Source organism: Reyranella sp. CPCC 100927 (assembly GCF_007859315.1).
GTDB lineage: Bacteria > Pseudomonadota > Alphaproteobacteria > Reyranellales > Reyranellaceae > Vineibacter.
In genome coordinates this window covers 163942-189535 of sequence record NZ_VOHA01000005.1, presented here as the reverse complement: position 1 = coordinate 189535, position 25594 = coordinate 163942, and the positions used below count along the sequence as shown (strand labels likewise).

24 protein-coding genes are annotated in these 25594 nt (G+C 65.3%); 7 read left to right on the top strand and 17 right to left on the bottom strand.

Translation table 11 applies throughout. From position 1 onward, the window contains the following. Positions 1-11: 11 nt before the first annotated feature. Positions 12-815 (top strand): ABC transporter permease, encoded by an 804-nt coding sequence (locus FQU96_RS16290; RefSeq protein ID WP_146542358.1) that lies wholly within the window; start codon positions 12-14, stop codon positions 813-815. Here the strand turns inward: FQU96_RS16290 and FQU96_RS16285 are convergent, their stop codons facing one another. After that, positions 816-2051: an FAD-binding oxidoreductase gene (locus FQU96_RS16285; RefSeq protein ID WP_146542357.1), complete on the bottom strand. Its 1236-nt coding sequence runs from the start codon at positions 2049-2051 to the stop codon at positions 816-818. 132 nt (positions 2052-2183) lie between these two features. Between FQU96_RS16285 and FQU96_RS16280 the strand changes: the two genes are divergently transcribed. After that, positions 2184-2849, top strand: a complete 666-nt coding sequence (locus FQU96_RS16280; protein WP_255468374.1) for a GntR family transcriptional regulator — start codon at positions 2184-2186, stop codon at positions 2847-2849. Between the two features lie 57 nt (positions 2850-2906). Here the strand turns inward: FQU96_RS16280 and FQU96_RS16275 are convergent, their stop codons facing one another. The 6 genes from FQU96_RS16275 to FQU96_RS16250 all read right to left on the bottom strand — a co-directional run bounded on the left by FQU96_RS16275 (position 2907) and on the right by FQU96_RS16250 (position 10031). Further along, positions 2907-3377 (bottom strand): hypothetical protein, encoded by a 471-nt coding sequence (locus tag FQU96_RS16275; protein WP_146542356.1) that lies wholly within the window; start codon positions 3375-3377, stop codon positions 2907-2909. Between the two features lie 34 nt (positions 3378-3411). Further along, a complete protein-coding gene (locus tag FQU96_RS16270; protein ID WP_255468394.1) occupies positions 3412-3873 on the bottom strand; it encodes a cytochrome P460 family protein in 462 nt (153 codons plus the stop codon). 71 nt (positions 3874-3944) lie between these two features. Beyond that, positions 3945-4979 carry an alpha/beta fold hydrolase gene (locus FQU96_RS16265; RefSeq protein WP_146542355.1) on the bottom strand — a complete coding sequence of 345 codons (1035 nt, stop codon included), beginning with the start codon at positions 4977-4979 and terminating at the stop codon, positions 3945-3947. 70 nt (positions 4980-5049) lie between these two features. After that, positions 5050-6369: an epoxide hydrolase family protein gene (locus FQU96_RS16260; protein ID WP_146542354.1), complete on the bottom strand. Its 1320-nt coding sequence runs from the start codon at positions 6367-6369 to the stop codon at positions 5050-5052. Positions 6370-6506: 137 nt separating this feature from the next. Beyond that, positions 6507-7070 (bottom strand): hypothetical protein, encoded by a 564-nt coding sequence (locus FQU96_RS16255; protein WP_146542353.1) that lies wholly within the window; start codon positions 7068-7070, stop codon positions 6507-6509. 105 nt (positions 7071-7175) lie between these two features. Continuing rightward, positions 7176-10031, bottom strand: a complete 2856-nt coding sequence (locus FQU96_RS16250; RefSeq protein ID WP_146542352.1) for a winged helix-turn-helix domain-containing protein — start codon at positions 10029-10031, stop codon at positions 7176-7178. A 286-nt stretch (positions 10032-10317) separates the two neighbouring features. Here FQU96_RS16250 and FQU96_RS16245 point away from each other — a divergent pair, with 286 nt between their 5' ends. From FQU96_RS16245 to FQU96_RS16230, 4 genes are all read left to right on the top strand, one after another. Then, entirely contained in the window at positions 10318-10791 is a 474-nt protein-coding gene (locus FQU96_RS16245) for a DUF6130 family protein (RefSeq protein ID WP_146542351.1), read from the top strand. 169 nt (positions 10792-10960) lie between these two features. Continuing rightward, positions 10961-11389, top strand: coding sequence for an organic hydroperoxide resistance protein (locus FQU96_RS16240; protein WP_146542350.1), 429 nt, complete (start codon positions 10961-10963; stop codon positions 11387-11389). Between the two features lie 107 nt (positions 11390-11496). Then, positions 11497-12573 (top strand): thioredoxin family protein, encoded by a 1077-nt coding sequence (locus FQU96_RS16235; protein ID WP_255468373.1) that lies wholly within the window; start codon positions 11497-11499, stop codon positions 12571-12573. A 110-nt stretch (positions 12574-12683) separates the two neighbouring features. Further along, on the top strand, positions 12684-12938 hold the full coding sequence (locus FQU96_RS16230; protein WP_146542348.1) for a hypothetical protein: 255 nt from the start codon (positions 12684-12686) through the stop codon (positions 12936-12938). A 283-nt stretch (positions 12939-13221) separates the two neighbouring features. On the opposite strand, the gene FQU96_RS16225 is transcribed toward FQU96_RS16230, so the two are convergent. The 10 genes from FQU96_RS16225 to FQU96_RS16180 form a co-directional block, all read right to left on the bottom strand. Continuing rightward, complete coding sequence (locus FQU96_RS16225) at positions 13222-15498, bottom strand: molybdopterin cofactor-binding domain-containing protein (RefSeq protein WP_146542347.1); 2277 nt, start codon at positions 15496-15498, stop codon at positions 13222-13224. 1 nt (position 15499) lies between these two features. Continuing rightward, positions 15500-15952: a (2Fe-2S)-binding protein gene (locus tag FQU96_RS16220; protein WP_146542346.1), complete on the bottom strand. Its 453-nt coding sequence runs from the start codon at positions 15950-15952 to the stop codon at positions 15500-15502. A gap of 134 nt (positions 15953-16086) precedes the next feature. Continuing rightward, entirely contained in the window at positions 16087-17772 is a 1686-nt protein-coding gene (locus tag FQU96_RS16215) for a methanol/ethanol family PQQ-dependent dehydrogenase (protein WP_146542618.1), read from the bottom strand. Positions 17773-17879: 107 nt separating this feature from the next. Then, the gene (locus FQU96_RS16210) at positions 17880-18347 is read right to left on the bottom strand and encodes a ubiquinol-cytochrome c reductase iron-sulfur subunit (RefSeq protein WP_178130543.1); all 468 of its coding nucleotides are present in this window, start codon (positions 18345-18347) and stop codon (positions 17880-17882) included. Between the two features lie 428 nt (positions 18348-18775). Then, complete coding sequence (locus FQU96_RS16205) at positions 18776-19522, bottom strand: ABC transporter ATP-binding protein (protein WP_146542344.1); 747 nt, start codon at positions 19520-19522, stop codon at positions 18776-18778. After that, the gene (locus FQU96_RS16200) at positions 19519-20268 is read right to left on the bottom strand and encodes an ABC transporter permease (RefSeq protein ID WP_255468372.1); all 750 of its coding nucleotides are present in this window, start codon (positions 20266-20268) and stop codon (positions 19519-19521) included. The genes FQU96_RS16205 and FQU96_RS16200 overlap by 4 nt, the downstream gene beginning before the upstream one ends. Before the next feature lie 12 nt (positions 20269-20280). Next, positions 20281-21270: an ABC transporter substrate-binding protein gene (locus FQU96_RS16195; RefSeq protein WP_146542342.1), complete on the bottom strand. Its 990-nt coding sequence runs from the start codon at positions 21268-21270 to the stop codon at positions 20281-20283. Between the two features lie 129 nt (positions 21271-21399). After that, positions 21400-22335, bottom strand: a complete 936-nt coding sequence (locus tag FQU96_RS16190; protein ID WP_146542341.1) for an ABC transporter substrate-binding protein — start codon at positions 22333-22335, stop codon at positions 21400-21402. Continuing rightward, entirely contained in the window at positions 22335-22640 is a 306-nt protein-coding gene (locus FQU96_RS16185) for a cytochrome c (RefSeq protein WP_146542340.1), read from the bottom strand. The genes FQU96_RS16190 and FQU96_RS16185 overlap by 1 nt, the downstream gene beginning before the upstream one ends. Positions 22641-22700: 60 nt before the next feature. Beyond that, positions 22701-24374: a methanol/ethanol family PQQ-dependent dehydrogenase gene (locus FQU96_RS16180; protein ID WP_146542339.1), complete on the bottom strand. Its 1674-nt coding sequence runs from the start codon at positions 24372-24374 to the stop codon at positions 22701-22703. A 420-nt stretch (positions 24375-24794) separates the two neighbouring features. Here FQU96_RS16180 and FQU96_RS16175 point away from each other — a divergent pair, with 420 nt between their 5' ends. Further along, on the top strand, positions 24795-25577 hold the full coding sequence (locus tag FQU96_RS16175; protein WP_146542338.1) for an SDR family NAD(P)-dependent oxidoreductase: 783 nt from the start codon (positions 24795-24797) through the stop codon (positions 25575-25577). The last annotated feature ends 17 nt before the right edge of the window (positions 25578-25594 follow it).

Sequence of the window (25594 nt, the reverse complement as noted above, 5' to 3'; positions counted from 1 at the left end):
GACCATCACTCATGATCGCCGCCTACGTCCACTGCCTGCGGGGCATCATTGTCCGCGAGGGCTTGCGCTTCGTGCATCAGCGCGAGCGCTTCATCTCTGCGCTGGTACGGCCACTGGTCTGGCTGTTCATCTTCGCCGCCGGCTTCCGCGCCGTACTGGGCGTCTCGATCATGCCGCCCTACGACACGTACGTGCTGTATGAGGTCTATATTGTGCCTGGGCTGGTGGCGATGATCCAGCTCTTCAACGGCATGCAGAGTTCGCTGTCGATCGTCTACGACCGCGAGATGGGCAGCATGAAGACGCTGCTGATCAGCCCGCTGCCGCGCTGGTACCTGCTGGTCTGCAAGCTGCTCGCCGGAGTCACCGTGTCGGTGCTGCAGGCCTACGTGTTCCTGGCCATCGCCTGGCTGTGGGGCGTCGAACCGCCGCCGCTGGGCTACCTGGCGGTATTACCGGCGCTGATCCTGTCCGGCCTGATGCTGGGCGCGCTCGGTCTGCTGCTGTCCTCGTTCATCAAGCAGCTGGAGAACTTCGCGGGCGTGATGAACTTCGTCATCTTCCCGATGTTCTTTGCCTCGTCGGCGCTCTACCCGCTCTGGCGGGTGCGCGAGGCAAGCCCGTGGTTGGCCGACATCTGCGCCCTCAACCCCTTCACCCAGGCGGTCGAGCTGATCCGCTTCGCGCTCTACTGCCAGTTCGACCTGACGGCCTGCCTGGGCCTGGCCGGCTATCTCGTGCTGTTCCTCGCCTGCGCCATCGTGGGTTACGACCCGGCGCGCGGCCTGATGGAGCGGCGTGGCGCACCGGGCTGATCAGCGCCAGCCAGGGAACCGGGTGGGCAGTAGCCAATCCTGCTTGGGATTGCCGTCACCGGACATGACAGCGTCGGCGAGCCATCGCGCCGTGGCCGGCGCGGCATGCATGCCGATCGAGCCCATGCCGCCGTGCAGAAAGAGCCCCTGTATCGGTGTTCGCCCGGCCACCGGCATTCCGTCGGAGAGCATCGGCCTGTTGCCGGGATAGACGTTCTTCACGCTCAACGAACCCAGGCCCGTCATCATGCGCAGGGCGCGCGCGGCGATGCGGCTGGGCATGTCGGTGTTGCGAACGAGGTCACGGAAGGCGGGCTGAACCGAAGCGCCGAGCCGCGCGTCACCCCCGCGCATCGGATTGAGGCAGATAGCTTCGACTGCCGGCTGGTCATCGCGCTGCGCGGCCACATCGGCGAGCGTGCCGAGCGACATGCGGCGTCCGAGCTCCTCCTGGTCCGGCCAGGTCAGTTCCTCGACGATCCAGGGCAAGGCGACATCGAGCTTGCCGAGCTGGATCAACCACCCTCTGCCGGCGGTGAACGGCAGGCCCGGCAGCGGACCGTCGCCGACGGTTCGACGCAGCAGCTCTGTCAGCCACAATCCGTTGGCGATGAAGACCATGTCGGCAGACATGATGCCCTGATCGGTCAGAACGCCTTCGACCTTGCCGCCGCGCGAGACGATCTGCGCGACGCGCACGCCCGTTGCGATCCGGGCCCCCGCCGCGCGGGCCGCGTGGACAAAGGCGTGTGTTGCGCCCATCGGCTCCAGTGTCCATGCCCGCTCGACGAAGTAGCCCCCCGCTACCCTGAAACCGAGGTGCGGCGAGTCGCGCGCGAGGTCACGTCCGCTGACTTCTTCCATCGCGACTCCGGCTGATCTGTAGCGATCGGCAACCCGGGATGCCTGCGCAAAATCTGTCTCATCCTGCGAAATGAGAAGATGGCCGATCCGGCCGAACTCGAACGGGACCGGTCCCTGGGCAAGCTCGGCATAGATTTCGGCACAGGCGTCGAGCAATTCGACAACCTCTCTCTGAGGTCCGCTCAGCAGCGTTCCGGTGTTCCGTCCCGACGATTCGGCGGCGATCGCGTTCTGCTCCACGAGCACGACTTTGACGCCACGGACAGCAAGTTCGTAGGCCAGCGTACATCCGGCAATGCCGCCGCCAATGACGATCGCTTCGGATGGTCTTCCGCCTGGCCGGCTCGCTGACCTGGTCATGCGTCTCTCCATGTTTTCGCTGGTCCGACCCGGTTGGCTTGAATGGCCGGCCGCTTTCCCTTTGCATACTCGTATACGAGAATACCTGTGTGCAGCAAGGGGACTTCTGGTAGGAGACGAAGGCAGGTCGCGATAGGAGTTCGGATGGACCGGTTGGCTGGGCTCTCAGGGGCCGCGATGGAGCGACCGCAGACGGTGGCGGAGCGGGTCGCCGGCATTCTTCGGGAAGCGATCGCCAAGGGCTCGCTGAAGGCGGGGACCGTTTTACGGCAGGACGAGCTTGCGGCCCGCTTCGGGTTCAGCCGCATGCCGATCCGTGATGCGCTGCGCCAGCTTGAGGCCGAAGGCATTGTATCCATCCACCCGACGCGCGGGGCGTTCGTCGCCGGCATGGACAGCGCCGAAATCAGTGAAATCTATGCCGTGAGGGAGCTTCTCGAGGTCGAGGCGCTAAAGCTTTCCTGCCCGAAACTGACGGAAGCGCAGCTGACCGAGGCGAGCGCCATTCTCGACAAGATCGATGTCGAGCCGGATGTCGGGCGATGGGGTACGCTCAATCGCGCATTCCACCTCACACTCTATGGTGCCTGTGGTAATGCGCGCCTGCTCGGGCTGATCGAGGCACAGCACAATGCGGCCGATCGCTATGTTCGCGTCCTGTTGTCAAACCTCGACTATCGCGCCCGATCCCAGTCAGAGCATCGCAAGCTCCTGGCGGCATGCAGAAAGCGCGATGTCGCGCGAGCCGTCATGTGGCTCGCGAAGCATCTTCGCGAAGGTAGTGAAACCCTCGTGCGGTCCAATCAGTGAGGCGACGGCGGCGGCGCCTGGATGGGCGAGACACCCTCCCCTCCTGTCGCATCGCGATCATCCGCGAAGCATCTCCGATTGGGCCCTGCCCCACCGCCGGACGAGCGCGAGGCCGAAGCGAAAGAGGATCGCCACGCCGATGCCGAAGACCGCGTGAAAACCGACCTCGATCGGCACCATCGCGAGATGGAAGCCGCCACCGATGCCGGCCCCCTTCAGCGGCAGAACGATGAACCAGTACGCCACCAGCGGCAGCGCGACGCCGAAAACGAGGCCGCCCGACCACCACGCATGAAGCACCGTCAGCCGCCGCTCGAGGACGGCGTAGAGCAACCCCCAGAGCCCTGCCCAGAAGCCCAGCGACAGGCTCTTCGGCACGCCCAGGGGCGGCACGGATGCGAGGCTCCACGGCAGGGTCGGCAGCAGATGCGCGGCGTAGAGAATGCCGCCGAACCCGCCCTGGAAGATCAGGTGGGAGAGAAACCCGGCCAGGAAGCCGAACCAGAGTCGCGTCGCGGTCGAAGACATGGTGGGGTCCCCTCCTGTGAAGCGCGTCGGACCGCTACGGTGCCCAACGCGTGAAGACGAAGTCATGGCCCTTCACGCGGGCCTGGTGGCAGGCAAAGCAGGTCTGGTGCTGCGCCTCATCGACTGGCTTGCCGTCAATGAAGCGGCCGAACCCCCAGCCGCCGGTCGCCGCGTACTTCTTGGAGTCCTTCACCATGATCTGGACGGTGGTGGCGGCCCCCGGAACGGTGGCGGGTTCGAACTCAGGCGACGGCTTCTGCTTCCAGGCCAGCTTGACGAGAACGCTGCCGTCCGGAAACGGCAGCGTCCCCTTGCGATAGGCGTCGACTGCCGCGGCGTTTCCCAGGACAGCCCGAAGCTCATCCAGAGGTTCCGCCTCCAAAGCCGGGGCGATCAGCTGCCATTGCCGGTATCCGTCGGGAATCGTCACACCGTAAATCGGCGACCGGTTTTGCGTGTTCGTACGGCTGTCGACTTGCGGAGCCACGACAAGCATGAGCGACGCCATGGCAGCCGCAGAGAGAGCGAGGCTGGTCAATCTCATCATCAGGTTCCTCAAGATCAGATTCAGAACCTGTCGACGTCCACGACAGCCTGAGCGAAGGCCTGAGGCGCCTCCTGAGGCAGATTGTGCCCAATGCCGCCGCTGAGGTTCCGGTGTGCGTACTTGCCCGAGAATTTACTGGCATAGGCGCTCGGTTCCGGGTGTGGTGCGCCGTTGGCGTCGCCCTCGAGGGTGATGGTGGGCACGGTGATGGCGGGCGCCGTGGCGAGCCGCTTTTCCAGCGCGTCGTATTTCGGCTCGCCCTCGGCGAGGCCGATCCGCCAGCGGTAGTTGTGGATCACGATCGCGACATGATCCGGATTGTCGAACGCCGCCGCACTGCGATCGAAGGTGACGTCATCGAAGTTCCACTTCGGCGAGGCCAGCTGCCAGATCAGCTTGGCGAAGTCTCGCCGGTTCTTCTCGTAGCCGAGGCGGCCGCGCTCGGTGGCGAAATAGAACTGGTACCACCATTGCAGCTCGGCCTTCGGCGGCAACGGCATCTTGCCAGCTTCCTGGTTGCCGATCAGGTAGCCACTCACCGAAACCATGGCCTTGACGCGCTCCGGCCACAGCGCGGCCATGATGTTGGCCGTGCGCGCGCCCCAGTCGCAGCCAGCGACGACCGCCTTCTCGATCTTGAGCGCGTCCATCAGGGCGATGATGTCGGCGGCGAGCGCCGACGGCTGGCCGTTGCGCACGGCTGCATCCGACAGGAAGCGCGTGGTGCCATAGCCGCGCAGGTGCGGCACGATCACGCGATAGCCTGATGATGCGAGGATTGGTGCGACATCGGCATAGGTGTGAATGTCGTACGGCCAACCATGCAGCAGCAGAACCGGCGGACCGCCGGCCGGGCCGACCTCGGCATACCCGACGTTCAGGACGCCGGCGTCGACCTGTTTCAGCCCGGTGAACGACGTAGCGCCCGTTTTTGGCGACTGCGCCCGCGCGGCGCCGATCACGCCGAAACCCGCGGCCGCGACGGTGAACGCGGCGGAACGCAGCAGGCGGCGTCGTTGCCCGTCGATCGCTTCGGGTGAATTGACATCAGACATGGTCAGCTCCGTCCTTGGGTAAGGTGCGGCGTGCCGCAGCTCGCCGCGGCAGGCCCTGTGTTCGCTGGTCTCAGATCGACTGGCGCAGGGGCCTGAACGCGGCGCGCAGCTCGGCGCTGAAGAGTTCCGGCTCCTCCCAGGCCGCGAAGTGGCCACCCTTGTCGACCTCGTTGAAGTAGATGAGCTTGCGGTAGGCACGCTCGGTCCAGCTCCTGGGGGCCTGGTAGATTTCGCCGGGGAACACCGTCACCGCGACCGGGATGGTGATCTCCGCCGTCTTCTGCGCCTCGGCGCTGAAATTGTTGTTGTTGTTTTCCCAGTAGAGCCGTGCCGACGAGACCGCGCTGTTGGTCAGCCAGTAGAGCGTGATGTCGTCCAGCATTTCATCCCGGGTCAGAGAGCGCTCCGGCTCGCCGCCGCTGTACGTCCACTGTGCGAACTTGTCGTACATCCAGGCCGCGAGAGCGACCGGCGAGTCCGACAGCCCATAGCCCACAGTCTGCGGGCGGGTCACCATCATGACGCCGTAACCGGCGTTCTTCGCGAAGAACGTGCTCAGCGACTCGAAGGCCGTCTTCTCCTTTGCCGACAGGCCGGCTGGCGCCGCATCACCGGCCAGGATTGCCTTCATGAGATCGCCAGGCACGGTCGGGGGCATGTTGACGTGGATACCGAGCAGCCCTGCCGGCGCCTGGCGTGCCATCACATCCGAGACGACCGAACCCCAGTCGCCGCCTTGGGACACATAGCGGTCATACCCCAGGCGCTTCATGAGAACATCCCAGGCACGCCCCATGCGGTCCGGGCCCCAGCCGGTACCCTGCGGTCTGTCCGAGAAGCCGTAGCCGGGCATCGACGGCAGGACGACATGGAACGCATCCTCCGCGCGACCGCCGTGGGCCGTGGGATCGGTGAGCGGACCGATAACCTTCAGGAGCTCCAGGATCGATCCCGGCCAACCGTGGGTGATGATGATCGGCAAGGCGTTCGCATGACGCGAGCGGACGTGGATGAAATGAATGTCCAGCCCGTCGATCTCGGTCACGAACTGCGGCAACGCGTTGAGCTTTGCCTCGATCTTGCGCCAGTCGTACCCCTTCTCCCAATAGCGGACGAGCGCCTGGAGTTTCTCCAGCCGCACACCCTGGGACTGATCGGTGACAGTCTCGCGATCCGGCCACCGGGTCGCCGCCAGGCGCCGATGCAGATCGGCCAGCGCCGCCTCCGGAACATCGACGCGGAAGGCGCGGATGGCGTCGCCACCCGCCGCGATACCCGGACGTACCGGAATCATGCCGGTGGCACCGGCGACGGCGACACCCATAGCGAGGGTGCCTAGAAGCCGACGACGATCATGATCGATCGGTTCGGTGGTTTCGGTCGTACGCATCGCTTCGTCTCCTTGCTGTCGTGGCCGATCGATACGGCCTGCTCGCCGGGAAGACAGTGGCGCGGCAGCCGGCGAATCGCCCGTTAGGTGTTGTGAGGTGTTGTGAGCGCCTGTATCGATTCACGCAGCCGACACTGTCAGGCGCCATTGCCGAGATACGGGCTATCGATTGGGAACAACGCCAGGAACAATTCGGCGAACAGCATCCGGAAAGCTGGATCGTCGACATCGGCCGCCATCGCGGACGCGATCGCGTGACTCAGCACCTTTCCGTGCCGGCACAAGGCAACCGATACCTTCACCTGACCAGCAGGCATTGTGCCGAACCGAGCCGTATCCGGTGCTCCGCATTGCGTTTCAAACGCCAACCCGTCCGACGGCCCGAATACCATCACGAGACGGTATGGAGACCCGCCATCTCCGCCGATGGGGTGGACGGTGAACCGTGTGGCCGGCTGCGGTTGCCGGGTCGCGCTCAGAACGTTTATCAGCGCCACGTCGAACGACGACTGGGTCATGCCGGTAAACGGTACGCCCCGCACGATAACCGGGAGCGGCTTGCCGTCGGCCTCGGTCACGTAGTCAGAGCGGCTGTAGCGACTCTCGACGCCCTCAGACGATATAATGGTCACTGCCGTCGACGGTGTCGCCGCCAGGACGCAAAGTGCCAGTGTGACACCGGCGATGATCGTATGTCTCATTACTCTCTCCTTGCTGGAGAGAGACTGACGCTCCGGCCGGCGAAGCGCCCGTTATGCGTTGTTAGGTGTTGTTGGGCGTCGTTAGCGCGCCTCCGGCAAGCCGGACTACCCCAAGCTCGCCAATAGGCGCGCGGCAGATCGCGCATCTGCCGTATCCAAGCCCTCCGCGAATGGCTCGAATACCGGCCGCAGAAGCGCCCGGGCTCTGTCGGCATCTCCCCGATCGGACAACAGCGCCGCATAGTCGACTGCGGTGCGCAATTCCCATGCCGGCGCTCCCTGACGGCGGCTCCATTCCAGTGACTCCCTGAAGCACTGCTCCGCACCCTCGCCGCTCGGCATGCTGGCAAGCAGAAGGCGCCCCTTCACGCGCAGCAGGTCGGGCATATAGACAAGATCACCGCCCGTCTCGCACAGCGTGATGGCCTCGTCCATAACCGCCATGGCTTCGGCCTGCCGACCGAGGGCCGCAAGCCCCTCGGCGAGCGTTGCGCTGAACGGCGTGGTCAGCAGTTCATACCGAGCCGCATGGAATTGCATCAGGCAGGACTGCAGGCTTTCCACCCCACCTTTCGCATCGCCGCGCAGCAATTCCAGCCTGCCTTTGAAGCCTTGTCCAACGGCGAGATAAGGCGCCAGGGAGTGTCGTTGGGCATGGGCAACAAACCGCTCGACGTGCTTCTCCGCACCGTCGAGGTCGCCGGTCCAGAACAGGGTCGAAATGGCATAGATCAGTGCGATCGCCAACGTAACGGGGTGATTTCTCCGCTCCGCATCCTTGACCGCCTGGTGCAAGAGTTCGTGCGCCTGGGCGGCGCTGCCCTGCAGCCACAGGTTCCGGGCCAGGACAATGCTGGCCAGCGTCTGGCCGTCGAAACCGAGATAAATCGCCCGCGTTCCCTGCGAGTCCCGGCTGTGCCGCAGCGCCGTCTCAAGTTCAACCCGAGCCGCGCCGAGATCGCCGATGACGTGCAGTGAAATCCCGGCAAGAGCGTGGGCCAATGTGCGGGCCGCCGGATCGTCGAGGGCCTTGGCAGCGGCCACGCCCTGCTGCGCGTAGTGCAAGGCGTCCTTGAAGTGTCCGATGCGCAGGTGAAACATGTGCAGCGGACCCAGGACCTGCAGCCGATGGAGGGCATCGCCGTGGTCCTCGGCGATGGCGAGGCCGCGGTCCAGGGCCTGCTGCGCCTTCTCGCTGCTGGCATGAATGAACATCAGCGACATGCCCAGCGCGGACTGCAGGCGCATCTCCTCGGTGCCGCCACGTGTGGTGTCGGTCAATGCCTCGATCGCCCGCTCGGACCAACGTTGACACTCAGGGAGCAGCGACATTGCCAGGAACACGGGCGCGGCCGCGGCGGCGAGTTCAAGACCGATGCCGGTGTTGCCGTTCGCGCCGAAGCACCACTCCAGCGCCGCCCGGACGTTATTGAGGTTGGCCAGGAGTGGCATCCGTTCCGCCGCCGCCGACAGCGCCGGGGCCGTACCACCGATCTGTTTCAGCCAATCCCTGTAGTAGGTCGCATGGCGCACCGCCAGGTCGGCCAATTCGGCGCCGGCAATGCCAATATCGAGAGCGTAGGCACGCGTCGCATCCAGAAGCCGATAGCGCATCATCGCCCCGGCAGGGCGTGTTGCGAGCATCGACTTGGCGACGAGGCTGTCAATGGCACCAAAGACGACGGACTCATGGATGCTGTCGCTTGTCACGACCGCAAGCGCTGCATCCATCGTGAAGTGCCCGACGAAGACGGCCAGACGGCGAAGCACCTTGCTTTCCACGTCGGACAGCAGCGCGTAGCTCCAGTCGAGCGTGGCCTGCAGGGTCTTCTGGCGCGGCGGGGCGGTGCGCTGCCCGGGCCACAGCCGGGTCAGGCGCTGATCGAGAAGGGCTGCCGTCTGCTGCAGGCCATAAGCACCCACCCGGCCCGCGGCCAGTTCGATCGCCAACGCTACGCCATCAAGCTTGCGGCAGATGTCCGCCACGACCGACGCGTCCGCATCATTGAAGGTAAGCCGGGCGCCACCCGCTGCAGCGCGCTCCATGAAAACCTGCACTGCCGGAAACGCGCGTACCACCTCCGCCGCAAGCGCCGGATCGTCCGGCGGGCAGGCCAGCGGCTCCAGCTTGTAGACGTGCTCGCCCTCGACCCTGAGTGCCTCGCGGCTTGTCGCCAGGATATGGACTTGCGGTGCCGCGGCGAAGATGCGGGCCGCGAGCGGCGCCACCGTGTCGATGACGTGTTCGCAGGTATCGAGGATCAGCAGGATCCGCTTGTCCCGCAGGTGACGGACTAGACTGGGCGTCGCGTCGTCGGACCGGACCGGCAGCCCCAGCATGGACGCCACCGCCGTGACCGTTAGATCGGCAGCGATCAATGTACCCAGATCGACGAAGAGAACCGCACCGCCGAAGGCATCAATCAGATCGTGCGCGACGGCGACTGCAACAGTGGTCTTGCCCACGCCACCGCTGCCGACGATCGTGACGAACCGCTGCGCGGCCAGGAGTTTGGAGATCGCCAGAACGTCGTCGGCGCGCCCAACCATGCGGGCCAGCCGGCCCGGCAGATTTGCGTGTGGAAGATGGATCGTATCGGCGGCAGGCGCGGTGACCGGGTGGCTGGATCGTAAGACAGGTGCAACGAAACAGTAACCGCGGCCCGCGAGAGTGGTGATGTAGCGCGCGCCGTCTTTGCCATCGCCGAGTGCCTTGCGCAGGCGTGCCATATGAAAGCGCAGGCTGCTTTCTTCCACTGTGACATCCGGCCAAACCTGAGCCAACAAATCCCGCTTGTTGATGGCTTCGTTGGGACGCGACGCAAGCGCGATCAGGATGTCGAGCGTGCGCGCACCTAATTCAACCGGGGCGCCACCTTTCATCAGAAGCCGGCTACTCGCAGACAAGCTGAACGGGCCGAACGAAATGATATCTCCGGCCTGCGCCGACGGCCCAGCCATCGCGTTGCCCTCCTCCTCCGCAGCGTGAAACGGGCGGCACTCTAGCTCATGGCGTGAGCCGGTGACATGGCGGGTTGCCGCACCCCCAGATCGACGACCGACATCGCCGCGATGCGGCTCGCGCGCGTTTGCCCTGGGCCGAGACTGATCCCCTTCGCGCCCGCTAACAGCGTCTCACAACCCATAACGGGCGTTTCCCACGACCTCTGTCTAGACTCCTGGGCATCAGGCTTCAGACGCGTTCAGGAACAGCGGCCCCGATCCATCTCCCGAGGAGAGAAGGCACATGACAACGCTCATCAGGACACTTGCCACCATCGCAGCAGCCGGCGCCATGCTCGCCACGAGCGCATTCGCTCAGAGCGCGCGGGAGATCCGCGGCCCCTCACCGTACAACGCCATCGAGAACGAGCCCGAACCCAAGCTGGTCGTGGATCCCCCGCTCCCGGATCAGCTGGCCCGGGGCATTGTGCAAATCCAATATCGGGTGGAGAACGTGCGCATTGTGCCGGTATTCGGTGCGGGTGCCCGCACCGTATCTCCGCGGATTGGGCATCTGCATGTAAGCGTCGATGACCTGCCTTGGCATTGGGCGGATGCAAGCGACAGCAACACAGTCGACGTGGTCGGGCTGCCGCCGGGCCAACACAAGATACTCATCCAGTTGGTCAATTCGGAGCATCGCCTGTTTCCCGCGTGCGCGACATGCCGGCAGACGGTGACGTTCACGATCCCGCAGACCAAGCCCCATCAGCACTAGACTCCGCGGAGGGTGCCCACAACCGCTCACGGGATCTCACAACGCCTAACGGGTTCTGGCCGCGGTCTGCGCCTAGATGTGTCGGGCAACCGCGACGTTCCACGACCGAGTTGTGCGCAGCATTGCAAACGCTGCGCTGACTGCCATCAGACGTACGAGGAGAATCACCATGACCACGACGACAACAGCGCGTGAGAAGGTTCTGTACACGGCGAAAACCCGCACAACGGGCGGCCGCGACGGCGCCTCGCGCAGCAGCGACGGCCGGCTGGACGTCAAGCTCTCAAGCCCCGGCGCGCCGGGCGTCGGCACCAACCCCGAGCAACTTTTCGCGGCCGGCTGGTCGGCTTGTTTCGAAGGCGCGATGGCGCTTGCTGCCCGCAAGAGAAAGATCGCGCTTCCAGCGGACACTGCGATCGACGCCGAGGTGGACCTGAACCTCGCCGACGGCGCTTACTCCCTGCGCGCCCGCCTCAACGTCAGCGTGCCTGGCATCGAACGTGAACTGGCGCAAGCCGTGGTCGATGACGCGCACCAGATCTGCCCCTACTCCAAGGCGATCCGGGGCAACATCGACGTGACCATCAGCCTGGTCTGAGCCGCAACGGCGGCGGTCCCGTTGCTCCGGCAACGGACCGCCCGCCATCTGCGTGCCGCCCGACATCCCGAAGGAAAGAAATTCCGATGCCCCCCGTCGAGACGTCCGTGCCGATCCGTCGCCGCCTGTTCATTGGCGCTGCTGCTGCAGCTCTGGTCGCCACCCCGCTCGGCCTGAACACGTTCGCCCGCGCACAGGCTGGACGGACGAAACCGAGCGACTTGCCGGTTGAGGGCAGGCTGCCGTCTCTCGCCGGTGCAACCGGCTGGATCAATACCGCGCCGCTGACGCCGGCCGATCTGCGCGGAAAGGTCGTCCTTGTCCAGTTCTGGACCTACACCTGCATCAACTGGCTGCGCGCGCATCCCTACGTCCGCGCCTGGGCCGATAAATACAAGGATCGGGGGCTGGTGGTGGTCGGCGTCCATACGCCTGAGTTCGCCTTTGAAAAGGATATCGAAAACGTTCAGCGCGCCGTTCACGACATGAAGATCGGCTACCCGGTCGCCATCGACAGCGACTACGCGATCTGGCGCGCGTTCGAAAACCAGTACTGGCCGGCATTCTATGTTGTCGATGCGCAGGGTCGCATCCGGCATCATCAGTTCGGCGAAGGTGGATACGAGCAGTCAGAGGCGGTCATTCAGCGGCTGCTCGACGAAGCCGGCGCGCGCGGTGCCACCTATGATGCGGCTTCCGTCGTTGGCCGTGGCGCCGAAGCGGCCGCCGACTGGGCCAATCTGAAGAGCCCTGAAAATTATGTCGGCCATGAGCGGACGGACAATTTTTCGTCTCCCGGCGGGGCAGCGGTCGGCAAGAGCCGCAACTATACGATCCCGGCGCGCCTGCCTCTCAATCACTGGGCTCTTTCCGGGGCTTGGACGATGGAAGACGATCTCGTCGCATTGAACGCAGCAGAGGGTCGGATCACCTATCGATTTCATGCGCGCGACCTTCACCTTGTGATGGGCTCGCTGGGCCGGCCCATACGCTTCCGCGTCAAGATCGATGGCGCGCCACCGCGGGCCGATCACGGTGCGGATATCGATGCCGAAGGATGGGGCATCGTTCAGGAACCACGCCTGCATCAACTCGTGCGGCAATCCGGATCCATCGGGGAGCGAACCTTCGAGATCGAGTTCGCCGACGCCGGTGTCCGCGCTTATGCCTTCACATTCGGCTAGAGGTCGACTTATCCACAACGAGACCCAACGCAGCAGTTTACGGGCTGGCCTGGGCTTTGCATGGTCATTCCCGACTCTTGGCATGGATTCCCTCTGCGGCGAGGCAAACCTTGGCCAGACCGACCGAGCTACCTCTTTCGATTCCCGTCGTCGTCCCCGGGCGGCGCGGTGAGGTCAGGCTGCGAACCACCAACGAGGTCATCGATTGGATCGACGCCAGCAGTGCCAGGCGCGACGAGACGTGGTTGCGCGACGTCCGGTGGGCGATGCGCCAGGCGAGCGTGCTGCGTCGGCGAGGACAAGCAGACGACGCCAGTGACAGACTGGTCCAGGCCCTGGCGAACCTCAAAATACTCCAGCGGTAGCTTCTTATTGTTGCGCAGAGGCCCGTTGCCCGGCGGTTGGCGATGACACTCAGCTGCGCATCGGTTCCCACGGGCTCGAAGATCGCCGACGCCATCCGCTACAGCTTCAACCACCACGCCGGCTTCCTGCCATACGGTCTCAGCTATCGACAGCCCATTGCCAGCTGGTCCAACTCCACCGCTTACAGACGACAGGGCTTGCAGCCAGGAAAGACGGAGGCGCCGGCATGAAGCCGGCGCCCCTGTTCGTGTCACGAGCGGGCCGGAGGCCCGCGCTCCCCGCTTACGTCGAGAGCTGATCGCGGATCGGCAGTTGGCGGATGCGCTTGCCCGTGGCGGCAAAGATCGCATTGCACAGCGCCGGTGCGAAGGGCGGCACGCCCGGCTCGCCGACGCCGCCGGGCGGCAGGGCGATGTTGCCGGGTACGATGTGCACGCGCGTATCGCGCGGCGACTCGTTGATGCGCGCCACTTCGAACGTGTCGAAGTTGTTCTGCACGACACGTCCGTCCTTGAACGTGATCTCGCTCTTGAGCGCCAGGCTCATGCCCATGACGCAGGCGCCTTCAAGCTGAGAGCGGACACGTTCCGGGTTGACGAAGAAACCGCAGTCGATGGCGATATCGACCCGCGGCACCGTCAGGTTGCCCTTCTCGTCGACCGCGGCCTCGACCACGGCGGCGACATAGCTCACGAAGCTGCGGTGCACGGCGATGCCCAGGCCATGCCGTGGCGGCAGCTTGCGGCCCCACTCCCCCTTCTCGGCGACCAGTTCGACCACACGCCGCAGACGCGCCGTATCGATCGGGTAGAGGGTGGGATCCTCGCCGTAGTTCCAGCCGACACCGGCCTTGGCCTGGTCGACCAGGCGTGCCGGGCCGATCAGTTCCAGCAGGTAGTCCTTCGGGTCCTTGCCGGCGGCATGCGCCATCTCGGCCGCGAAGGACTGCACCGCAAACGCGTGCGGAATGTTGGACACGGAACGGAACCAGCCGATGCGCGTATGGGCTTCCGCCTCGCCGTTCTCGACCCGGATGTTGGGGATCGCAAACGGCATGTCGACGGCGCCCATGCTGAGCTCGAAGGCGGCCTCGTGCTTCACGTTGGGCGCGAAGATCGAGGCGATGCTGGGCGCCACGGTGCGATGCTTCCATGCCACGGGTTTCCCCGCGGCATCGAGCCCGGCCTCGATGCGCTCGACCGAGACGGTGTGGTAGTAGCCATGGTGGAGGTCGTCGGTGCGGGTCCACACCACCTTGACCGGGGCGCCGCCGATCTCGCGTGAGAGCAGCGCCGCCTCGACTGCGAAGTCGGGCTTGGACTTGCGACCGAAGCCGCCGCCCAGCAGGGTGACGTTGACGGTCACGTTGTCGGCCGACAAGCCCAGCCGCTTGGCGACGGTGTCACGCGTGCCCTGCGGGCTTTGCACGCAGGCCCAGATCTCGCACTTGCCGTCCTGGATCCGCGCGGTCGCCGCTGGCGGCTCCATGGTGGCATGGGCAAAGTGCGGCAGGTAGTACTCGGCCTCGACCTTCTTGGCCGCCTTGGCCATCGCACCGTCGGTGTCGCCCTCGTTGCGCACCACCTTGCCTTCCTTGCGCGCCGAGGCCTCGAGCTTGGTGCGATAATCCTTGGACTCGTAGACCTTGTTGGGTCCGTCGTCCCAGACGATCTTGAGCGCCTCGCGGCCCTTCATGGCGGCATAGGTGTTGCGCGCGATCACCGCCACGCCACCCAGCGGCTGGAACGTCGAGGGTGGTGGCGTGCCTTCGATCTGCACGATCTTTTCGACGCCGGGAACCTTCATGGCGTCGGTCGAGTCGACCGACTTGACCTTGCCGCCATAGACCGGCGGACGGGCAATGACAGCGAACTTCATGCCCGGCAGCACCGTGTCCTGACCATACTTGGCCCGACCGGTCGTCATGTCGAACGCATCGACGATCGGCGTGTCCTTGCCGATGTAGCGGAAGGCGGCAGGATCCTTCAGCTTGAGTTCCTTGGGCACGGGCAGCGCCGCCGCGTCGGCGGCCAGGTCACCGTAGCCGACCTTGCGGCCGGAGGTCTTGTGCACGACCTCGTGGTTGCGCGCCTCGACTTCGCCGACCGGCACGTTCAGCTTCTTGGCGCCCGCGGCCTCCAGCATCATGCGCATGGCGGCACCGCATTCGCGCATCGGCTTCAGGAAGTGCCGCGTGCTGCGCGAGCCGTCGGTATCCTGGTTGCCGTATTTCTTTTCGTCGCCCGGCGCCTGTACGATGCGCACGCGCGTCCAGTCGGCTTCCATCTCATCGGCCAGGATCAGCGGCACGCCGGTGCGCACGCCCTGCCCCATCTCCGAGCGAGAGCAGACGATGGCGACCGTGCCGTCCTTGTCGATCGAGACGAAGACTTTGGGGTCATTCACGGTGCCGTGCGGCATGCCGTCAGCGCCGTACTTGGGCGCCTGGGCGAAGGCATGGTTTACCGGCAACAGCCGGACCGCCACGACCAGTCCACCCAGTGCCACCGCGCCCTGGAGCAGCTTGCGGCGGCTGACATTCTCGATGTTTGCGGTCATGTCACGCTCCCTTGGCTGCCGCCTTGATGGCGGTGCGGATGCGCTGATACGTGCCGCAACGACAGATGTTGCCTGCCATCGCGGAATCGATGTCCTCGTCGGAGGGGTTGGATTTTTCCGCCAGCAGTGCCGCCGCCTGCATGATCTGGCCGCTCTGGCAGTAGCCGCATTGCGGCACACCGGCGTTGCGCCATGCCTTTTGCATCGGGTGGTTGCCGTTGGGATCGAGACCCTCGATCGTCGTGACGGCGCGACCTTCGGTGTCGGCCATGGCGGTGATGCATGCGCGCACCGCGACGCCATCGACATGGACCGTGCAGGCGCCGCACAGGGCTTCGCCGCAACCGAACTTGGTGCCGGTCAGGGCCAGTTCGTCACGCAGGTACCACAGCAGCGGCATCGATGGATCGCCATCGAAGGTCCGCTCCTGTCCATTAACGCGCAGCTTGACCATGGCGCTTCCTCCCTATCGATCAGATAGGCCGGGTTCCGCTGCCCGGCCCCGTGATGCATGCACAAGCCGGTCGTGCCGGCTTGCCGGTCGTCGCAGGCCAGCCGCAGGCTAGCCTGCTTCGGGTCGACCTGTCTTCACTTCACCGCGAACACCCAGACGACGCCGCCCTGCGGCACGTCCGGATTGACGCCGGGAATCCCGAGCTTCGTCAAGGAGTCCTGAATACGCTGGGCATCGACGCCCCAGCCCGACTGAACGGCGATGTACTGGGTCCCGTCGACCTCAAAGGCCGTCGGCCCGCCGCTGATGCCGGAGTTGGTGCGATGCTGCCATAGCAGCTCGCCGGTCTGGGCGCTGAAGGCCCGGAAGTAGCGGTCGCTGGTGCCGCCGACGAAGACGAGGTCACCGGCCGTGGCCATTGCCGAGGCAAACAGCTGGGTCGGGAACTTGTACGACCACACCTTCTTGTTGCCGTTCATGTCCCAGGCTTGCAGTTCGCCCATGTATTCCGGGACCTTCTTGTCCCGCATGCTGAGGTCGAGCTTCTCGAGTTCGGCCCCCAGCCACAGCTGGCCTTCGACGATCGGCTTTTTCTCGCCGACCAGGCGGCCGCAGATGTTGTCGTTGGCCGGAATGTAGAGCAGCTTGGTCTTCGGGCTGTACGTTGCCGATGCCCAATCCTTGCCACCCCACAGCGACGGACAGAACGTGACATCCTTGCCGACCTTCGGCACGGTCTTGTCGTTGTACGTCGGCCGCCCGGTCTTGGGATCGAGGCTGGCGAACACGTCCTGATGGACATACGGGACGCCGGACACGAAGCCGATCCCCTCCGGGGTCCGCTCGAGCGTCCACAGATAGCCGTTGCGGCCGGGATGGACCAGCGCCTTGACGCTGCGCCCGCCCCGCTGGACGTCCATCAGGATCGGCGGGTCGACCTCATCCCAGTCCCACGAGTCGTTGTGATGGTACTGGTGGTGATGCTTGATCTTGCCGGTGTCGGGATCGAGCGCGAGCACCGACGTGGTGTAAAGGTTGTCGCCGGGATGCGCATCGCCGGGCCAGGGCGCGGCATTGCCGATGCCCCAGTAGGCCGTGTTGGTGGCGGGATCATAGTTGCCCGTCATCCACGCCGAGCCACCGCCGGTCTTCCAGTCGTCGCCCTTCCACGTGTCGTGGCCCGGCTCACCGGGGCCCGGGATCGTGTAGGTACGCCACAGCTGGTTGCCGGTCTTGGCGTCGTAGGCCGCGATATAGCCGCGGACCCCGAACTCGCCGCCCGACGTGCCGATGATGATCTTGCCATTGATGACCTGCGGCGCCAGGGTCAGATAGTAACCCTTCTTGTAGTCGCCGACCGGCTTGGCCCAGAGTTCCTTGCCGGTCTTGGCATCGAGCGCGACCAGGAAATGATCGACCGTCGCCAGGAAGAGCATGTCCTGCCACATGCCGACGCCACGATTGGTCGGATGCAGCTGGAACAGATCCTCGGGCAGCTGGCGCTTGTAACGCCACAGCAGGTCGCCGGTCTTGGCGTCCAGCGCCAGCACCTGCGCCTGCGGCGTGGTGATAAACATCACGCCGTTGTTCACCATGGGCGGCGCCTGGTGTCCCTCGTTGACGCCGGTCGAGAAGGTCCACACCGGCACGAGGTTCTTGACGTTGGTCGTGTTGATCTTGTCCAGCGGGCTGTAGTTCATGCCGTCATAGGTCCGGCGATACTGCAGCCAGTTCCCGGGCTCCGGATTGGTCAACCGCTCCTGAGTCACCGGCGCGTAGTTCTTCACGCCCTGCGCTGACGCCGCCACGGGCGCCAGCATCAAGCCTGAGATGGCCAGGCCAAGCCAACGGATGTGCGCTTCCTTCACGGCTTTCCTCCCTCCGCATTGAAACTTCCGAAATGTCAGCGGCCGTGTCTCCCCCGAGATCAGGCCGAACCAGCACCCACCTTTCCGGTAAAACCCTGAGCCGCCACTGGCGCGCCATCGACCGTCTTCAACGGCAGCGCCGGCAACGGCCGCGGCGCCGGCCCGAAGACCACCTTGGCGCCGATACTGGGATCAAACTCAGAGTTGTGGCACGGGCAGTGGAAGATGCGCTTGTCGGCGTGCCAACCCGTCACCGGACACAGTGCGTGCGTGCATGATGCCGAGTACGCTACGAAACCACCCTCGGTCGCTCGTGACTTCGTCGTCTCATCCAGCTTCGCCGTATCCAGACGCACGAGCAGAACCTGATTGAGCCGCGAGCCGTCGCGAATGACCTTGCTTTGCGGGTCCATCGGCCAGGCCAATACGGGCGGCGCGCCGACGGCAAGATCGGCGTCCCCGATGACCGAACGGGCCTTGTCGCCTGTCGCGAACACGAAGACATCACCGGCCTGTGGCCGCGTCATCTTCGGATCCGCCGCCAGTGCAGACGCCGGAACCGCCAAAGCCACGCCACTTGCCAGGGCACCCGCCAAAACGGCGCGACGGTCAGCAGACTGTGGGCCATCCCCGTCGGATGCAACGCAACGCGATACGCAGCCGCACGCCGCGTTCCCCGGGCCGTCGTTGACGGTCTTGGGTCCTTCCTCTCCCATACGCGCCCTCTATTGTTTGGCTCCAGGCCAAGGCTTCGACCACTGTCTGCAAGCCCCTGATGTCCTACTCAGACCATTGAGTTGAAAGCGCTTTCGTACACGTAATCATCCGGCGCATTCCGCCGTCAACAGGAACAGCTTGCACACGTGGGATAATTATTTGTCGCCCCGAAGTAGATGATATCTTTTTGCTGTTGCACTCAGTGAGACTGACCGCTCGCTAATACAATCCCTGATAGTCAGAGCGATCCGAAGGACTCACCAAACTCGCGCAGCAGCCGCTGGCGCAGCGCCTCCAGCGCTGCATCGGCATGGCGCGTCTCACGCGGCAGCGTGACGGGAATGCTCGCCGCGACACGCGCCGGCGGCGGCGACAACACCAGGATGCGATCGGCGAGCAGGATGGCCTCGCGCAGATCATGCGTCACGAACAGAACCGTCGTCGGTTGTCGCCGCCAAATCTCAACCAGCAACGCGCGCAGGCGTTGCGCCGTCGGTTCATCGAGCGACACGAAGGGCTCGTCGAGCAGCAGCAGATGCGGATCGATGGCGAAGGCGCGCGCCAGGGCGACGCGCCGCGCCATGCCGACAGACAGGCGCTCGGGATAGACGTGCGCCACGTCGCCCAGTCCGGTCACGGCCAGCAGATCGAGGATCCGCTGCCGGCGTCCCTCGCCGGGCGGCATCACAAGCTCGATGTTTTCCAGAACGGTGCGCCAGGGCAGCAGGCGTGCGTTCTGGAAGACGTAGCCGATCTGGGGGCGGCCGCCGGCTGATGGCGGTTGCGTCAGGTGACCGGCAAAGGCGCGATCCAGGCCGGCAATGATGTTGAGCAGTGTGGTCTTGCCGCAACCCGATGGCCCCACGACACACACCAGTTCACCGCGCGCCACCTCGAAACGAAGATCCTTCAGGGCCAGGTTCGCGCCGGCGCGACCGACGGCCGGGTAGCGCTTCTCCTGGATGTCCACCGCCAGCACCGTCATCGCCGCCACCGGCTGGCGCGGCGTTCCAACGGCTGCAGGACGCCCAGTTCGAGGATCTGGATCACGGCGACGAACGCGATCGTGTAGGCAAGGATGGCTGCGACGTCGAACAACTGGAAGAACAGGCCGATCTGGAAGCCGATGCCGCTGCTGCGGCCCAGCAACTCGACGACCAGGACGATTTTCCAGACAATGGCCAGGCCCGAGCGGGCGGCGGCGATGATGAACGGCCCCAGCGCCGGCAGGACCACGTGGCGCAACGTCTTGTAGCGGCCGAACTGAAACACCTGCGCCATCTCGAGCAGATCGCGGCTGAGCGCGCGGGCCCCCTCGCGCACGGTGACAACGACATTGGGGATTTTGTTGACCGTCACCGCCAGGACCGCCGCCGCCTCGGTGAGGCCGAACCATACGTAGCAGAGCACGATGGTGACCAGTGCCGGCAGGTTCAGAAAGACGATCAGCCAGGCATCGCCCAGACGATCGAGCAGCACCGACCGGCCCATGACGATGCCGATCGCGCTGCCGATCAGCAGGGCGAGAAAAAAGCTGACCGCGACGCGGGCCAGGGTCACGACGAGATGGTACGGCAATGTGCCGTCGGCGATGTCGCGCTGCAGGACGCGCAGCACGGTCATCGGCGGCGGCAGCACGCGGCTGGCGGCAAGACTGGCGGCGATCTCCCACAAGACCAGCAGTGCCGCGATCGAGGCGACGTACGGCCAGACGGACGAACGCAGTCGCACGAGACTCATCGATCAGTACGTGACATCAGGCCAGAAGACGCCGGGCTGCAGCCGAGTGCTGCGTCCGACCAGGTCCTCGCCGCCGAGCTTGCTCATGACGGCATAGGCGCGTTCGGCATTGGCGCGCTCGGCCTCGCCCCAGCGTGCGGGCGTGCCGCGGCGAAAACCGGCCTTCAGCGCGGCGAAGGTGGCATCGTCGGCCGGCTTGACCAGCGGCCGCAGGCGCTCCCACTCGGTGTCGGACTCGGCCAGGATCTGCTTGGCCCGTCGGCTGGCCCGCACCAGGCCTGCAACGGCCTCGCGATGGTCCCTGCCCCAGCCTTCGTTGAAGACATAGCCCAGCAGGGGCAACGCGCCGGAAATACCGATCGCCTGCACGGCGTCGTCAACCGTGACCAGGGCCCGGAACCGCTTGGCTTCCAGTTCGGCCATGAAGTTCCACGCGGTGATGACGCCGTCGAGACGCCCCGACAATGCCTGGGCGTTGAGCAGCGGCGGCGCGCCAAAGGCCTTGTCGACGATGTCGTCAAGATCAACACCCGCCTGCGACAGGCCCATGGCGCGAATCAGCAGCCAGCTCTTGTCAATCGGCCCACCGGCAATGCCCAACCGCCTGCCCTTGAGGTCGGCCAACGTCCGCACCGGTGAATCGGCCGGCACCATCAGGGCGCCGACCGCCGTGGAGAACGGTACGAAAGTGAACTTGCTGCCTTCGGCGCGCTGCCGCGACACCCAGATCCAGTCGATGACGATCACGTCGACCTTGCCCGCGAGCAGTGCGACGGACGTCGCGTCCCGCCCCGCGAACTCGATGATCTGCACGTCGACGCTTTCCTGGCGGTCGAGGCCATGCGTCTTGATGACGTCAAGCTCCCAGTTCACCGTGCCGAACTTCAGGACGCCGATCCTGACGACGTCTCGCGCCATCGCCCATGGCGGCAGCGCCATCGTGCCGATCAGCACGGCGGCCAGCAGGACGGCGGCCTGGCGCCACAACGACATGCGTCTCTCCCCAACCGATCAGGCCTGCCGGATCCGGATGCGCCGTTGACCGTGCGAGCCCGCGGGCGCGCAGCCTAGCGCGACAGACTGGCCGGCGCGAAGCGTTTGTCGTGCCCTCGCCTCAGCGCGCTATTTCTCGGCGAGATCCGACATGCCGATATTGTCGGAGATCTTCGGCTCTCGTGGCGGCACGTAGGTCAGCTTCGCCGCGGCGGCCAGTTTCGGCAGATCGCCCTGCTGCTCGAGGGCGCCTATGGCGCCGTCGACCGCCTCGATGAGCGCTGCGTTGGCGGCAAGCCCGACAAAGCCCATGTTGACGCCGATGCGGTGATAGAAGCCGGTGGCCTTGATCTTCGTCTCCGGATGCTTGGCAACGTAGGCATCGAGGCGCCGCAGGTTGACCATCGTCGCATCGAAGGCGCCGGCGTCGAGCATCGCCAGCGGATCCTGCCGCTCGGGAATCAGGTGCGTGATCTGGTTGACGAAGCGCCCGTCGCGGTAGGTCATCAGGATCGCATCGCCGAGCGTGCCACCTTCGAGGCCGATCTTCAGCCCGTCGAGATCGGCCAGGGACGCAATCGGCTTGGTGACCGTCCCGCCGTTCACCACGATGGTCAGGACCGAGCGGTGATAGGGTCTGGTCGGCACCAGCGTGCCGAGCGTCACGCGGCGGCGGCGGTCCTCCGGCTTGCCGCCGTCGAAGCCCGGCAGACGGGCGATTTCGACGCGCGGCTTGCCGAGCGTTCCCTTGATGAGCGGATAGCCCGCGACAAGATCGCAACGCTTGTCCGACAGCAGGGCGTTGGCCTGAACGGTGAGGCTCGAATCCATCTCCAGCTTGGTCTCGAACCACTGGATCTCGAGCTTGCGATCGAGCCGTTTGGCCACGGCCTCGGCGACCGCCAGATCGAACCCGCTCGCTTCGTTGCCCTGGTGCAGGCTGTAGAGCGGGATGTCCTCGTTGAGGCATACCCTGAGGCTGCCCTCGGCGAGCACCGGGGGACTGCACAGTGCCGCGACGGTGCCGGCGATCACGAATGCCGCGCGTACAGGCCCTTTGCGCATCACTTGCCCCGCGTGAGCACGTAGGCCCACAAATCATCGATCTGTTGAGCCGACAGCTTGTCGCCCCACGGCGGCATGTTCTTCTTGCCTTTCGTGACCGACTCCTCGAAGCGCGGCTTGTCGCCCTCGGGGAACTGCCGCAGATCGTAAGCCACCGTGCCGGGAGTCACCATGTTGCGGCCGTGACAGTGAAGGCAGTTTTTGGCGTAAAGCTGTTTTCCCTTGTCGGCGTCCTGCGCTGCTGCGCCGACGCTGATCGTTGCAACCACTGAGAACACCATCACGAACGCATAGTGCCGCATCATCGTATCGAAACCCTCGAATGAAAAAGAGGGCGGCCCCTGTCGAGGGCCGCCCGCTCCCGTCTATTCGGGCAGCAGCCCGAAGACCCACAGCGAGCCGCCGGGCGGCACCGCGGCCAGACGCTCGTCACCGGCGAAGATCGAGTAGACGCCGCCGATGCCGCTGGTGACGGCCACGTACTGCACGCCGTCCTGCTCCCAGGTGACCGGCTGGCCCTCGATTCCGGAGCCGGTCTTGAACTGCCACAGCTTCTTGCCGTTATCGGCGTCGAACGCCTCGAACTCGCCGGTCAGCTGGCCGCTGAAGACGAGGCCGCCGGCGGTCGAGAGCACGCCGGAGAAGCGCGGAATGGCGCTCGGCACTTCCCACTTGGACTTGCCGGTCATCGGGTCGATGGCCTTGAGGTAGCCGCGCGGGCCGTCCTTGGGCCAGACGAAGCCCAGGCTCAGGTCGATGCCCAGGTACCATTCGCCGACCTTCCACTCCGCCGGAATGGCCTTGTAGTTGAGGCCGAAGTTCAGCGTGTTGGCGTAGGCCAGGTTCTTGGCCGGATTGTAGGACATCGGCTGCCAGTTCTTGCCACCCAGCAGCGAGGGTTGCACCTCGACCTGCTCGCCGGCGCGCGCCTTGCGCGGAACGTCGGTCTCGATCGGCCGGCCCGTCTTCAGGTCGATGCCGCTCGCCCAGTTCACGTTCGCGATATACTTGTTGGCCGCCAGCGGCTTACCCGTCGCACGGTCGATGACGTAGAAGAAGCCGTTGCGGTTGGCGGTGAGGATGACCTTGGTCGGCTTGCCGCCGATGTTGAGCGTGGCCAACACCATCTCGGCGACCGAGTCGTAGTCGAACGGATCGTTGGGCGAGAACTGGTAGTGCCACTTGATCTTGCCGGTCTGCGGATCGAGCGCCAGCACCGAGTTGGTGTAGAGATTGTCGCCCTTGCGCACGGCGGCGTTGAACGGGCCCGGATTGCCGATGCCCCAGTAGACCGTCTTGGTCTCCGTGTCATACGACCCCGTGATCCAGGTCGAGCCGCCACCGATCTTGGCCGTATCGCCCGGCCAGGTATCACCGCCCGGCTCACCCGGCAGCGGAATGGAGTGCGTGCGCCACAGCCGCTTGCCGGTCGCCGGATCCCAGCCGTCGATGAAGCCGCGGGTGCCGAACTCGGCGCCCGAGATGCCGGTGATCACCACGCCGTCCGCGACGAGCGGCGCCACGGTCATCGAATAGCCTTCCTTGAATTCGGCCGCCTTGACCTTCCACAGCTCCTTGCCGGTCTTGGCGTCGAGTGCCTGGACATGGGCGTCGAGCGTGGTGCGGAACAGCTTGCCGTCATAGATCGCCACGCCGCGATTGATGATGCCGCAGCACACGATGCGCGGCGTCTCCGGCGGATACTCGACCTTGACCTTCCACAGCTGCTTGCCGGTCTTCGCCTCGATCGCCATCGTGGCGGCGTTGGTCGTGATGTAGATCACGCCGTTGTGGACGATGGGCTGCGATTCCTCGGCCCGGTTGTCGTCGAGGCTGTAATGCCACAGCGGCACCAGCTTCTTGACGTTGGTCTTGTTGATCTTGGTCAGCTTGCTGTAGCGCTGCAGATCGTAGCCCATCCCGTAGTTCAGGACGTTGCGCGTATCGTTCTGGCCTTTCGCCAGATCCGCCGCGGTCTGCGCGTACGCCCCCACGGGCACCAGCGCCGCTACCATTGCTCCAAAGAGCAGTTGTCTCATGCTCCCCTCCCTCTCATCTCCAGGATGCCGTTACATTCGACCACGCGCCCATCCGCTCGCCGGCACGTTGGACCGGCGCTTTCGGCGCACTGCAGTGTGATGCGTGAACGTGTTTGTTGACGGAACTGCGCCTGATGAGCGGATCGTGGATTAGGCGACACGCACGGCCGCCTACACCGTCATCCGTCGCGGCTCCTGTTTTTCATGTGCTCCCTCCGCCTTGGTGATCCGCTTCACTCCCGTGGGTGTTCTGATCGTTTGACCAAATTGTGAAACTAGTTCGTGGTGGTGTCTAGTGAACGTTTATACAGCTTGATTCACCACGGTGCTCAAACAGCGGTTGCCCGGGCCGGCCGATCGCAGTGCGATCGCTGCAACCACAGGTACATCGCGATCGCACTCGTTTCCCAAGGAGATCACATGCCAGCCGAGCAACCCGTTCGCCGCTATCCCGAGATGCGAAGCAAGGTTGTCGTCGTGACCGGTGGCACCAGCGGCATCGGCCTTGCCGCGGGGCAGGCCTTCACCCGCGAGGGCGCGGTCGTGGTCCTGGCCAGCCGCGACGAGGCACGCGCTCAGGCAGCACTGCGCCTGTTTCCCGACGACGCGCCGGTATCCTGGATCACCTGCGATACGGCGGACGGCGCGTCGGTCGCCGCGCTGATCGAGCAGGTCCAGGCTCGCCATGGCCGCCTCGACTACGCGTTCAACAACGGCGGCAGCAGCGGTGGCGGCGGCCCGATCGCAACGATGAGCGAGGACACCTGGCGCAAGGCCATCGACGGTTACCTGACGTCGGTGTTCCTCTGCATGCGCCAGCAGATCCCCGTCATGCTGGCGGGCGGCGGCGGTGTGATCGTCAACAACGCGTCGGTCGACGGCCTGCGCGCCTATCCCTTCCCCGGCGGCGGCGCCTATGCCGCCGCCAAGCACGGCGTGCTGGGCCTGACCAAGAGCGCCGCACTGGAACACGCATCCAGCGGCCTGCGCATCACGGCCGTCTGTCCCGGCTGGGTCGATACGCCACCCGTCGCACGGTGGTTGAACGATCCCGCGGCCGCGGCCGACATCATTCGCCAGACGCCACGCGGGCGCATCGGGACGCCCGAGGAGATCGCCAACGCCGTCCTCTGGCTGTGCTCCGACGCCGCCTCGTTCATGATCGGCAGCCCGCTCATCGTCGACGGCGGCTACATGGCGTGACGGCAGCGCGCCGCCGG

What these genes read in the sequence shown, in the direction of transcription:
- FQU96_RS16260 (WP_146542354.1), bottom strand. Translation starts at nt 6,369, where the DNA reads ATGCGTACGACCGAAACCACCGAACCGATCGATCATGATCGTCGTCGG.
- FQU96_RS16255 (WP_146542353.1), bottom strand. Translation starts at nt 7,070, where the DNA reads ATGAGACATACGATCATCGCCGGTGTCACACTGGCACTTTGCGTCCTG.
- FQU96_RS16225 (WP_146542347.1), bottom strand. Translation starts at nt 15,498, where the DNA reads ATGACCGCAAACATCGAGAATGTCAGCCGCCGCAAGCTGCTCCAGGGC.
- FQU96_RS16245 (WP_146542351.1), top strand. Translation starts at nt 10,318, where the DNA reads ATGACAACGCTCATCAGGACACTTGCCACCATCGCAGCAGCCGGCGCC.
- FQU96_RS16180 (WP_146542339.1), bottom strand. Translation starts at nt 24,374, where the DNA reads ATGAGACAACTGCTCTTTGGAGCAATGGTAGCGGCGCTGGTGCCCGTG.
- FQU96_RS16265 (WP_146542355.1), bottom strand. Translation starts at nt 4,979, where the DNA reads ATGTCTGATGTCAATTCACCCGAAGCGATCGACGGGCAACGACGCCGC.
- FQU96_RS16205 (WP_146542344.1), bottom strand. Translation starts at nt 19,522, where the DNA reads ATGACGGTGCTGGCGGTGGACATCCAGGAGAAGCGCTACCCGGCCGTC.
- FQU96_RS16240 (WP_146542350.1), top strand. Translation starts at nt 10,961, where the DNA reads ATGACCACGACGACAACAGCGCGTGAGAAGGTTCTGTACACGGCGAAA.
- FQU96_RS16175 (WP_146542338.1), top strand. Translation starts at nt 24,795, where the DNA reads ATGCCAGCCGAGCAACCCGTTCGCCGCTATCCCGAGATGCGAAGCAAG.
- FQU96_RS16190 (WP_146542341.1), bottom strand. Translation starts at nt 22,335, where the DNA reads ATGCGCAAAGGGCCTGTACGCGCGGCATTCGTGATCGCCGGCACCGTC.
- FQU96_RS16270 (WP_255468394.1), bottom strand. Translation starts at nt 3,873, where the DNA reads ATGCTTGTCGTGGCTCCGCAAGTCGACAGCCGTACGAACACGCAAAAC.
- FQU96_RS16220 (WP_146542346.1), bottom strand. Translation starts at nt 15,952, where the DNA reads ATGGTCAAGCTGCGCGTTAATGGACAGGAGCGGACCTTCGATGGCGAT.
- FQU96_RS16275 (WP_146542356.1), bottom strand. Translation starts at nt 3,377, where the DNA reads ATGTCTTCGACCGCGACGCGACTCTGGTTCGGCTTCCTGGCCGGGTTT.
- FQU96_RS16215 (WP_146542618.1), bottom strand. Translation starts at nt 17,772, where the DNA reads ATGCTGGCGCCCGTGGCGGCGTCAGCGCAGGGCGTGAAGAACTACGCG.
- FQU96_RS16290 (WP_146542358.1), top strand. Translation starts at nt 12, where the DNA reads ATGATCGCCGCCTACGTCCACTGCCTGCGGGGCATCATTGTCCGCGAG.
- FQU96_RS16185 (WP_146542340.1), bottom strand. Translation starts at nt 22,640, where the DNA reads ATGATGCGGCACTATGCGTTCGTGATGGTGTTCTCAGTGGTTGCAACG.
- FQU96_RS16195 (WP_146542342.1), bottom strand. Translation starts at nt 21,270, where the DNA reads ATGTCGTTGTGGCGCCAGGCCGCCGTCCTGCTGGCCGCCGTGCTGATC.
- FQU96_RS16250 (WP_146542352.1), bottom strand. Translation starts at nt 10,031, where the DNA reads ATGGCTGGGCCGTCGGCGCAGGCCGGAGATATCATTTCGTTCGGCCCG.
- FQU96_RS16210 (WP_178130543.1), bottom strand. Translation starts at nt 18,347, where the DNA reads ATGACGCGGCCACAGGCCGGTGATGTCTTCGTGTTCGCGACAGGCGAC.
- FQU96_RS16285 (WP_146542357.1), bottom strand. Translation starts at nt 2,051, where the DNA reads ATGGAGAGACGCATGACCAGGTCAGCGAGCCGGCCAGGCGGAAGACCA.
- FQU96_RS16280 (WP_255468374.1), top strand. Translation starts at nt 2,184, where the DNA reads ATGGACCGGTTGGCTGGGCTCTCAGGGGCCGCGATGGAGCGACCGCAG.